The 12,186-nt window shown below is 56.1% G+C and carries 1 protein-coding gene (cut by a window edge); it reads left to right on the top strand.

Features of this window, described 5'->3' with window-relative positions; translation table 11 throughout:
• The first annotated feature begins 84 nt into the window (after nt 1-84).
• A protein-coding gene (locus AC1W8Y_RS03705) for a beta strand repeat-containing protein (protein ID WP_482013118.1) crosses the window boundary here: on the top strand, nt 85-12,186 show its 5' portion. Its footprint extends 17,946 nt past the window's final position; the window shows 12,102 of its 30,048 coding nt (coding positions 1-12,102); its start codon is at nt 85-87; its stop codon lies off the right edge, out of view.

Below are 12,186 nucleotides of genomic sequence, written 5' to 3'. Positions count from 1 at the left end.
GGTGCGGCAAGCAACTACCTACTGCCCAGCCTGACTGCTTACTCGAGTAAGAATAGCGTCACCATCAACGCCTACACGGGTCTGGTGACCTTGACCGGTGCTAGCCTGACAACGATCTATAACGGTTCAGCCCAATCCGTGAGTGGCTTTACGGCAAGTGGGTTACTGGGAACAGATGCCAGTAACGTCGCGACGGTGATGTCAGGCTATACAGCCACGGTCAGTGGCACCAATGCCGGCACCTATACCAACACGATCACCGGCAGCAATAGCAACGCTAACTACAGCAACGTTAGCTTGGCGACGGGTACATTGACAATTGGCAAAGCGACGGCCACGATTACTGCAGCTAAAACCTACGACAGCACCACAGCACTGACGTCTGGCCAAGTGACCATCACGGGTGTGACGGTGGGTGGCTTTACGCAGATGCTGACCTATACCGGCACGGCAGTTTCGAATAACGCCAACGTCAGCGCCAATGGATCAAATTACCTCTCGGGCATCACGGCATTGGCCAACGGGGGGTCAGGTAGTACCGCTGGCATAGCCAGCAACTATGTGTTGCCAAGCCTGACGGCTTACTCAAGTAATAACACCGTCACGATCAGTGCCTATGCGGGGCAGGTGACCTTGACGGCGAATAGTTCAACCACCACTTACTCGGGTCTGGCTCAGTCAGTCAGTGGCTTTACAGGTAGCGGCCTCTTGGGCACTGACGGCAGCAACCTGTCGACCACCATGGCCGGCTACTCAGCGAGCGTGACAGGTACCAACGCCGGTGCTTATACCAATACGGTGAGTGGCAGCAATACCAACACCAACTATAGCAATGTGGTTTTGGCGATCGGTACGCTCACGATCAACAAAGCGACTGCGACGATCTTAGCCACCAAGACCTATGACAGCACGACCAGCCTGACGTCAGGCCAAGTCACCATCACCGGTTTGACGGTGGGTGGCTATACCCAGGTCTTGAATTACACCGGCACGGCGGTTGCCAACAATGTCAACGTAAGCGCCAACGGTACGAACTACGTCTCGGGGATTACTGCGCTGACCAATGGCGGCGCTGGTAACACCGCTGGCGCAGCAAGCAACTACGTACTGCCAAGTTTGACCGCTTATTCGAGCAACAACAGTGTCACCATCACGGCTTACGCAGGGCAGGTGACTTTGACGGCCAATAGCGCCAACGTGACCTATAACGGTTCAGCGCAAACGGCGACCGGCTTTACGGCAAGCGGCATGCTGGGTACAGACGCTAGCAACTTGTCAACGACGGCGGCAGGTTATAGCGCGAGCGTCAGTGGGACGAATGCGGGTAGTTATACCAATACGGTGACGGGTAGCAACGCCAACACCAATTACAGCAATTTCGTGTTGGCCACGGGGACCTTGACGATTGGACAGGCGACGGCCACAATCACTGGCGTCAAGACTTATGACAGCACGACCGCGCTGAGCAGTAATCAAGTAACTATCACGGGTGTCACCGTGTCGGGCAACACGCAGGTCTTGAGCTACACGGGGACGGCAGTTGCCAATAGCGCGAATGTGAGTGCCAATGGGGCTAACTATGTCTCAGGCCTTACTGCACTGGCGAATGGTGGTTCGGGCAACACTGCTGGTCTGGCTAGCAACTATGTGTTGCCTAGTTTGACGGGCTACTCGAGCAATAACAGCGTGACCATCAATGCGTATAGTGGCTTGGTGACGCTGACCGGTAATAGCTCAACCGTGACCTACACGGGCGCAACTCAGTCAGTGAGTGGCTTCTCGGCCACCGGTTTGCAGGGTACGGATGCGAGTAGCCCAGCCACGGTCATGGCGGGTTACAGCGCGAGCGGCGCCAGCGGCACCAATGCAGGTAGTTACACCAACACGGTATCAGGCAGCAACACCAACACCAACTACAGCAACGTCACGGTTGCCACCGGTGCGCTCACCATTAGCCCAGCCACTGCGACGATTGCGGCGACCAAGACCTATGACAGCACCAACAGCTTGAGCACGAGTCAGGTGACGATTACCGGTGTGACGGTGGGCGGTAATACACAGGTACTGACTTACACGGGCACGGCAAGCGCTAACAATGTCAACGTGAGTGCCAATAGCACGAACTACGTCACAGGGATTACAGCGCTGGCTAACGGCGGCTCGGGCAATACGGCGGGTCTGGCCAGCAACTATGTCTTGCCAAGTTTGACCGCGCACTCGGCCAATAACACGGTTACCCTGTATGCATACGCTGGCCAGGTGACCCTGACAGGTAACAGCCTGAGCACCACATACAACGGTGCGGCACAGACAGTCACGGGCTTTACGGCAAACGGTATGCTCGGTACTGATGGCAATAACTTATCTATGACAGCGGCAGGGTATAGCGCCAGCGCGAGTGGCACCAACGCAGGGACTTATACCAATACCGTCACGGGTAGTAATACAAACACCAACTACAGCAATATCGCCTTGGCGACCGGTGCGCTGACGATTGGTCAAGCCACTGCGACGATCAGTGCGACAAAAACCTATGACAGCAACACGAGCTTGAGTGCGGCTCAAGTGACGATCACCGGTGTGACGGTCGGTGGTTATACGGAAATCCTGACCTACACCGGCACGGCCCTGTCCAATAACGCCAATGTCACCGCCAATGGCGCCAATTATGTGACGGGGATTACTGCACTGGTCAACGGTGGCTCTGGCAATACAGCGGGCTTAGCAAGTAATTACGCCTTGCCCAGTCTGTCGAGCAACTCCAGTCATAATAGCGTCACGATCAATGCCTACTCGGGTCTGGTGACGCTCACCGGCAGTAACCTCACGACCACCTATAGCGGCTTGGCACAAACCGTCAGCGGGTTCACGGCGACGGGCCTTCAGGGCACGGACGCGACGAATGTTGCGACGGTCATGTCTGGGTATAGTGCGAGCGTCACCGGCACCAATGCGGGTAGCTATACCAATACCGTGACAGGCAGCAACACCAATACCAACTATAGCAATGTCACTGTCGCGACAGGCACGCTGACCATTGGGCAGGCAACGGCCAATCTCAGTGCGACCAAGATCTACGACAGCACGACCACGCTGACGGCAAGTCAAATCACGATCTCTGGTGTCAACGGCGAGGTGCTGAGCTATACCGGCACGGCAACTGCTAATAGTGCGAACGTGAGCGCCAACGGATCAAATTTTGTCACTGGGGTGATACTGGCTAACGGGACGGGTAGTTTGGCAAGTAACTACGCCTTGCCAAGTCTCACCTCACACTCGACCAATAACAGCGTGACCATCAACCCCTATGCAGGGCAGGTTACCCTGACAGGCAATAGCCTCACGACGACGTATACGGGTTTGGCTCAGACAGTTACTGGCTTGACGGCCATTGGCATGCTGGGTACGGATGGCAGTAACTTGTCAACGACCGCTGCGGGCTATAGCGCCAGTGCAAGCGGCACCAACGCGGGTAGCTACACCAATACGGTGACGGGCAGCAATACCAATGGCAACTATAGCAACATCGTATTGGCAACCGGTACGTTGACGATTGGTCAGGCAACCGCGACGATCAGTGCAGCTAAGGCCTATGACAGTACAACGAGTTTGACGAGTGGTCAGGTGACCATTACTGGGGTGACCGTCGGTGGCTACACGCAAGTCTTGACCTATACGGGTAGCGCCGTCGCTTACAGTGCCAATGTCAGTGCCAATGGGTCAAATTTTGTCAGTGGCTTGGTGCTGGCAAATGGTGGCTCGGGTAATACAGTGGGTCTTGCAAGCAACTATGTATTACCGAGCTTAACCACCTACTCAAGCAACAATAGTGTGACGATCAGCGCCTACGCTGGTGCCGTGACCCTGACCGCAAATAGCCTGAGCACTACCTATAGCGGCTTGGCACAATCCGCCACTGGCTTCACGGCGACAGGTCTGTTGGGCACTGACGCCAGCAACGTTGCGATCACGATGTCTGGCTACAGCGCGACGGTGAGTGGCACCAATGCAGGAAGCTACACCAACACGATCACCGGTGGTAATACCAATAGTAACTACAGCAACGTGACGCTGGCCACGGGTAGCTTGACGATTGCGAAGGCGACCGCAATCATCAGTGCGACCAAAGTCTACGACAGCACCACCAGCCTCACCAGCAGCCAAGTCACTATCAGTGGTGTGAACGGTGAGGTATTGACCTACGCTGGCACTGCCGCTGCCAACAACGTCAACGTGAGTGCCAATGGCGCTAACTACGTCACCGGTATCACGGCGTTGGCAAACGGCAGCGGTAGCTTGGCGAGCAACTATCTCTTACCGAGTTTGACGGGATACTCAAGCAATAACAGCGTCACGATCACGGCTTACACCGGCCAAGTGACGTTAACCGGCAATAGTCTCACGACGACCTATACGGGTTCGGCGCAGTCGGTCACAGGGTTTACCGCCAGTGGACTGTTGGGTAATGATGCAAGCAACGCGACAACGGTGATGGCGGGCTATAGCGCCAGCGTAAGCGGCACCAATGCGGGCAGCTATACCAATACAGTGACGGGCAGCAATACCAATAGCAACTACAGCAACGTGGCGCTGGCCACCGGGACATTGGCCATTGGTCAGGCAACAGCAACGATCAGTGCAGCCAAGACCTATGACAACACAACGGGTCTGACCAGTAGTCAAGTGACCATCACCGGTGTCACGGTTGGTGGCAATACCCAAGTCTTGTCCTATACCGGTACCGCGCTCGCCAATAACATCAACGTCAGTGCCAATGGTTCGAACTTTGTCACCGGCGTCGTGCTCGCGAATGGTGGTTCTGGCAACACCACAGGCTTAGCCAGTAATTACGTGTTGCCGAGTCTGACAACTCAATCCAGCAATAACAACGTGACGATCAGTGCCTATGCGGGGCAGGTGACGTTGACAGCCAACAGTTCAACGACGACCTATAACGGCTTGGCGCAAACCGTGAGTGGTTTTACGGCCACTGGTTTGCTGGGCACTGATGCCACCAATCCGACCACGACAATGTCAGGCTACAGCGCCAGCGGTAGCGGCACGAATGCCGGCACCTATACCAATACCGTGACAGGTAGCAACACCAACACCAACTACAGTAACGTCGTGTTGGCTACGGGTGCTTTGACGATAGGCCAGGCCACTGCCTCGATTAACGCGACCAAAGCCTATGACAATACGACCGGCTTGAGCTCGAGCCAAGTGACCATCACAGGGGTCACCGCGGGTGGCTTTACGCAAGTACTGACGTACACCGGGACGGCAGTTGCTAATAACGCCAATGTCAGTGCAAACGGGGCAAACTTTGTCTCGGGTATCGCGGCGCTGGCCGATGGCGGCACCGGCAACACTGTCGGTCTGGCCAGCAACTACTTGTTACCGAGTTTGACTACGCACTCGGTCAATAACAGCGTGACCATCACTGCCTATGCAGGCTTGGTGACCTTGACGGGCAATAGCCTGACCACCACTTATACGGGTGCGGCGCAGTCTGTGACGGGTTTCACGGCAACCGGTCTACTAGGGACTGATGCAACAACCCCGGCGACCACCATGTCAGGCTATAGCGCTTCGGCCAGTGGCACAAATGCGGGCACATACAATAGCGCCGTCTCAGGTAGCAACACCAACACCAACTACAGTAACGTCTCGGTCGCGGCGGGTACGTTGACCATCGGTCAGGCGACGGCGACGATTAGTGCTACCAAGACCTACGACAACACGACTGCGTTGACGTCCAGTCAGGTCACCATCACTGGCGTCACCCTGGGTGGCCATACTCAGGTGCTGGACTACACTGGCACGGCCACGGCAGCCAATGCCAATGTCAGCGCAAACGGCGCTAACTATCTAAGCGGCATCACGCTTGCCAATGGCGGGTCGGGCAACACCGCTGGTCTAGCCAGCAACTATGTCTTGCCTAGCTTGACGACTCAATCAAGCAACAACAACGTCACGATAAGTGCCTATGCAGGTTTGATCACCGTAACGGCCAACAGTTCGACAACCACCTACAGCGGTCTTGCCCAGAGTATCAGCGGCTTCACCGCAAGCGGTCTGTTAGGCGCTGACGCCACCAACCCAGCCACGACGATGGCAGGCTACAGTGCGAGCGTCTCGGGCACGAACGCTGGCACCTATACCAATACAGTAACGGGTAACAATACCAACACCAACTACAGCAACATCACCTTTGCAACCGGCACACTGACCATTGGGCAGGCGACAGCTTCGATCAGCGCCACCAAGACCTACGACAACACGACTAGCCTGAGTAGCAATCAAGTCACGATCAGCGGTGTCAACGGTGAAGTGCTGTCGTACACGGGGACTGCTATCGCTAACAGCGCAAACGTCAGTGCGAATGGCACAAACTTTGTTTCGGGCATTACGGCCTTAGCGAACGGCACAGGTAGCTTGGCTAGCAACTATGTGCTGCCAAGCCTGACTGCCTACTCAACGAACAATTCGGCCACGATCAATGCCTATGCAGGGCTTGTCACCTTGACCGCTAATAGCTTGAGCACGACCTATAACGGGCTAGCGCAAACCGCGAGCGGCTTTACTGCCACTGGCTTACTGGGATCAGACGCAACGAACGCCACAACGACCATGTCTGGCTACAGCGCCACGGTCAGCGGTACAAATGCCGGCAGCTACACCAGCACGGTCACGGGTACCAACGTCAATACCAATTACAGTAATATCGCCTTGGCCACTGGGACTTTGTCGATCGCTCAGGCAACGGCCGCGATCAGTGCCACCAAAACGTATGATGGCACCACTGGCCTGACGAGTAGTCAGGTGACCATCACAGGCGTGACGGTCAATGGCAACACCCAGTCGCTGAGCTATACCGGCACGGCGACGCTGTCTGATGCAAACGTCACGACATCCAACAAATATGTCGTTGATAGTGGGATCACGCTGACCAACGGAACTGGTAGCACCATCGGTTTGGCGAGCAACTACGTGTTACCAAGCAACACCTACGTATCAAATCAAAATAGTGCGACAGTGACGCCCGCTGTTGCCAGTCTGAGTGCAACCAAAGTGTATGACGGCACGACCTCATTGACCGCTGGGCAGGTCACCATTACTGGTGTGACCATAGGGGGCAACACTCAAGTATTGGCATACACCGGCACCGCAACGCTATCTGATGCCAACGTGGCAACGGCCAGCAAATACGTCGTCGACAGTAGTATGACGCTGGCTAACGCAGGCAGTGGTAATACCGCTGGGGTTGCGTCGAATTATGTGTTGCCCACGAGCGGTTACAGCGCGAGCGCCGACACGGCGACGGTGACCGCGGCGACCGCCACGATTAGTGCGACTAAAGTCTACGATGCGACTACCAGCTTGAGTGCAGGGCAAGTGACCATCAGCGGTGTGACGGTGAGTGGCAGCACGCAGATCCTTGGCTTTAATGGCACCGCGGTTGCTAATAACGCCAATGTCAGCGCCAATGGCTCCAACTATGTCAGCGGTATCACCTTGGTCAATGGTGGTTCGGGCAGCACACAAGGTCTGGCAAGCAACTACGCTTTGCCCAGTCTTTCGGCTTATTCAAGCAATAACAGCGTCACGATTAATGCGTACGCGGGTCAGGTGACCTTGACGGCAGCAAGCTTGAGCACGACCTATAACGCCACGGCGCAGACCGCCAGCGGCTTCACTGCCACTGGTCTGCAAGGTAGCGACGCAAGTGCTGTCGCCACGACCCTGTCGGGCTACGCCGCCAGTGTGACGGCGACCAATGCAGGTAGCTACACCAATGCGGTGACAGGTAGCAACACCAACACCAACTACAGCAACATCGTGACAGTCAGCGGGACACTGACCATTGCCCAAGCAACAGCGTCAATCAGTGCGACCAAGACGTATGACAACACGACCAGCTTGAGCGCGAGCCAAGTCACAATCACGGGGGTCAATGGCGAAGTCTTGGGGTACACAGGCACCGCAACGACCAATAGCGCGAACGTCAGCGCCAATGGGTCGAATTACGTGCTGGGCATTACAGCACTTGCTAACGGCACCGGTGGCTCAGCTGGCTTGGCACAAAACTATGTCTTGCCGAGCCTGACAGTCTACTCTAGCAACAATACCGCGACCATCAGCGCCTATGCGGGGACAGTGACGTTGACGGCCAATAGCTTGAGCACAACCTACACGGGTTCGACTCAATCGGTGAGTGGCTTCACGGCATCAGGCTTGTTAGGCACAGATGTTGGTAACTACGTGACGTCGATGTCAGGCTATAGCGCCAGTGTGAGTGGCACCAATGCCGGTAGTTACACCAACACGGTGACGGGTACGAACACTAATGCCAATTACAGCAATATTGTGCTGGCGACGGGTGCCTTGACGATTGGCCAGGCCACGGCAACCCTCAGTGCGACCAAAGTCTATGACGGTACGACGGCGCTCACTTCGAGCCAAGTCACGCTGACGGGCGTTACGGTCAATGGGGTTACCCAAGTGCTGGGCTATACCGGCACCGCGACGGTTTCTGATGCCAATGTGGCGACGGCCAATAAGTACGTCGTTGACAGTGGTTTGACGCTTGCGAATGCGGGCAGTGGTAGCACGGCAGGGTTGGCCGCCAACTACGTGTTGCCTTCAAGTGTGTATGCGTCGGGAAGTAATAGCGCGACGGTCACCGCAGCGACCGCAAATATCACCGCGACCAAGGTTTACGATGGCACAACCAGTCTGACCGGCAGTCAGGTCACCGTGACGGGGGTGACAGTCGCTGGCAGTACACAAACCTTGACCTACACCGGCACAGCATCGTTGTCGGATGCAAACGTCGCCACCTCGAACAAGTACGTCGTCGCAAGCGGCATCACGCTGGCTAACGGGGTGACCGGCACCATCGGCCTCGCCAGTAACTACGTCTTGCCAACCAGTGCCTACAGTGCGGTGAGCAATAGCGCCACGGTAACCGCAGCAACCGCCGTCATCAGTGCCACTAAAGTGTATGACAGCACGACTAGTCTGACGACAAGTCAGGTCAGCATCACCGGCGTGACAGTCGGTGGTCATACCCAAGTGTTAGGTTACACCGGCACCGCCACCCTCTCGGATGCGAACGTCGCCACCGCCAATAAGTATGTGAATGACACGGGCATCACCCTGGCCAACGGTGGTAGTGGCAGTACCTTAGGGTTGGGTAGTAACTACGTCCTGCCGAGCAGCGTCTATAGCAGCACCCTCAATACTGCCGCTGTCACTCCTGCGACCGTGACGCTGTCGGCGGCGAAAACGTATGATGGCTTAACCGCCTTGACAGGTAGCCAGATCACGATCACCGGCGTTAATAGTGAAACGCTGAGCTATAGCGGCGCGACCGCAGCCAGCGCTAACGTGGACAGTAACGGCACAAACTACATCAACGCGATCACGCTGGTCAATGGCACAGGTGTGAACGCCGGTACGGCGTCGAACTACGCGTTACCCACCTTGAGCGTGACCAAAGCACCCGTCACCATCAGCAAGGCTGCGCTGACCATCACTGCGAGCGCTGACGCCAAGACTTATGCTGACACGACGACCACGACCAACAGCGTGACGTACGACAACACCGGCACAGCCTTATTGGCTTCATCGGGTTTCAGTGCCACAGGTTTGGTGAATGCTGAAACGGTTGCCAGTGTCACGCTCAGTAGTGCAGGGGGTCAGGCGAGCGCCACCGTCACAGGCGGTCCTTACACCATTACCCCCAGTACAGCGGCACTGGCGAACGGGGCAAGTCTGTCTAACTACTCGGTTACCTACGCGACTGGCAGTCTGACTGTCAATCCCCTGTCCTTGACGGTCACCGGTTCAACGGGTCTGAGCAAAACCTATGACGCGACCACTGCTTTGCCCAGTGGCACAGCCGGTTACACCGTGTTGAATTACACGACCAATAGCGGGGTCATTGCTGGTTTACCAAACAGTGACGCAGTGACTGTCTCGGGCACGCCGGTGTTTAGCTCGGCAAATGCAGGCAGTGTCAACGTCGTCCAAGGGACGTTTGCGCTTTCCGGTACGGCCGCATCCAACTATTCGGTGAACTGGGTGAATGGCGCCACAAGCACCATCAACAAAGCGGTGCTGACCGTCACGGCCAACGACGCAACCAAGTTGTCCGTCCAGACGGATATGGCAGGGGTGAATGGCGTATCTTATAGCGGTTTTGTGGGAGGACAAACGTCTAGCGTTCTCGCAACGGCGCCGACCGTCACCGTCAACCGAGCCAATGCAACCGCCAATGCGGCCGGCTTGTCGACCACCAATGATGGTACCGACGTCGCTGGTACTTACACCGGTGTGCTGGTGCCTTCGGGTGCCGCTGCCAGCAATTATTCGTTTAATTACGTGAACGGTAACTACACCAACGTGGGTTCTGGCACGGTGGTGATTCAAGTCGCCAGCACCTCGGTTACCTATGGCACCACTCCAACGCTGACAGTGTCAAGTGTGACTGAGGTCACGCCATCGGGTTCAACCGTGTTGGCACTCTCCTTGGTATCACATACTGGCAATACCTATACCTATACGGATAATTACACTTCCTCGTCGGCGACGCCCACGACGGTCACCTTTACGGTCACCCCTGGGTCGACTGCCAATAGTTCGGGCTACGCCAACGTGGGCAATTATCAAGTCACCGTCACGGGTGTCTCGGTTGGCGGTGGCAATAATATTCATGCTGAATCTGTGACGGGTAACGTCACGGTCAACGCGGCGCCAATTTCAACCACGGTGAGTGGCGTCAGCAAGACGTATGACGGCACGAATACCATGACCAACTTAAGTCTGACGCCCAACGGTGCGATGATTGGCGATACGCTCACCTTGAGCGGTTCTGGTAGCTACAGCACGGTTAACGCAGGTAGCAATGTGGGTTACTCAGTCTCAGGGATCACACTGAGCGGCACCAATGCCTCGGATTATTACCTGACCGCTGGTGCAACGTATACGGGGACGAACGGGATAATCCTGCAGAAAGCCGTGACCATTACGGCACCAACTATCAGCAAAGTCTTTGACGGCACAACGACCTATACACCGACCGTGGCAGATATTTCAGCCGTCAGCAACGCGTCAGGCCTAGTGGCAGGCAATACGGTCTCAAACGTTGCACTGGCTTATGGCACAGCGAACGCTGGCACGAACATTTCAGTGACGCCTTCTGCGGCCGTCATTAATGACGGCAACAGCGGTAACAACTACAGCGTCACGTATGCTTCCGCAAACACAGGGACGATCACTCAGGCTACCGCCGCAGTCACCGCAACCAAAGTCTATGACGGCACCACCGGTTTGACCAATAGTCAAGTCACCATCACGGGTGTAACCGTCAACGGCGCAACGCAAGTGCTTGGTTACTCAGGGGCGGCAGCCGTGTCGGATGCGAATGTGGCGACCACGAATAAGTACGTGGTCAATACGGGCATGACCTTGGTCAACGGCGGCACCGGTGCAACGAGCGGCTTAGCTGCCAACTATGTGTTGCCAGACAACGTATACAGCGCCACCAACAATAGCGCCACGATTACACCTGCCACCGCAACCATTAGTGCCACCAAGACGTACGATAGTTCAACGAGCCTGTCGAGCAGTCAGGTCACCATTACCGGTGTGACCGTCGGTAGTACGACGCAGGTGTTGGGTTACACGGGTAATGCGACAGTCTCTGACGCAAACGTGGTCACCGCGAATAAATACGTGGTGAATACTGGGATCACACTCGCTGACGGCACTGGCAGTTCGGCAGGCAGCGCCAGCAATTATGTGTTGCCAAGCAGCGCCTATAGTTCAACGCAGAACACGGCAGCGATTACGCCTGCAACGGTCACGTTATCGGCCACCAAGACTTACGACGGCACGACAGCCTTGACGGGTAGTCAGGTGACAGTGACTGGCGTGGGCGGCGAATCTCTGGGTTACAGCGGTGCTACCGCCTTGAGCGCCAATGTGGCAGCAAACGGTAGCAATTACGTTAACGCCATCACGTTGGTCAATGGTAGCGGTGGCAATGCGGGCGTGACCTCCAACTATCAGTTGCCCACCTTGAATGTGACCAATGCCGCGGTGACACTGGTGGCAGCACCGCTGACGATTACAGCGACGGCAGATAGCAAAACCTACGGGTCAAACAACACCACAGGC

It is taken from the genome of Jezberella sp., assembly GCF_964834465.1.
This window is presented reverse-complemented; position numbering and strand designations above follow the sequence as displayed.